This window comes from Acidovorax sp. SRB_24 (assembly GCF_012931925.1).
The window spans coordinates 1-494 of record NZ_MWOM01000229.1; the positions used below are offsets into that span (position 1 = coordinate 1).

The window sequence follows — 494 nt, forward strand, 5'->3', positions numbered from 1 at the left end:
AGGGCCTGTAGCAACGCCACAGGGCGACTCTTCCTACCACCTGGTGGTGACGCTCACATTTGATTCGATGCATGCGCTTGAGGCGGCACTTGCTTCTGAGGAGGGCCAGCGAACTGCCGCAGACCTCACCAACTTCGCAGATGGCGGGGCAGAACTGCTGATCATCAACCAGCGCTCCCTCTAGATGTGCCGCCGAACCAGTGGTGCAATTGGCGAGGGCTTACAGCCGCGCCTTTGACTCCAGCGTTGAACGGCTGCTTCTGTTGTGCGCGCGCCAGCTCCAGGGCCGAAAGTGTGAATCCGCCGTTGCTCCGGAATCACGCCATTCGGATCGACGCGCCTCTTTTGCCACCGCCAGCTTTGGCTATTGCCCTGTCTCACGCCCCCGGCCAACAGCGGACATGCACATGCACCCCTGGCTTGTTTACTGTGACGGCAGCGCCGTGCCGAATCCTGGTCGCATCGGCCTTGGCGCTGTGTTCACCGAGCCCAAT

General features: G+C 61.5%; 1 protein-coding gene. It reads left to right on the forward strand.

The window, feature by feature from the left end; translation table 11 throughout:
• A partial coding sequence (locus B2J89_RS21685; protein WP_169170852.1) for an EthD family reductase occupies positions 1-184 on the forward strand: 184 nt, incomplete at its 5' end.
• Between the last annotated feature and the right edge of the window lie 310 nt (positions 185-494).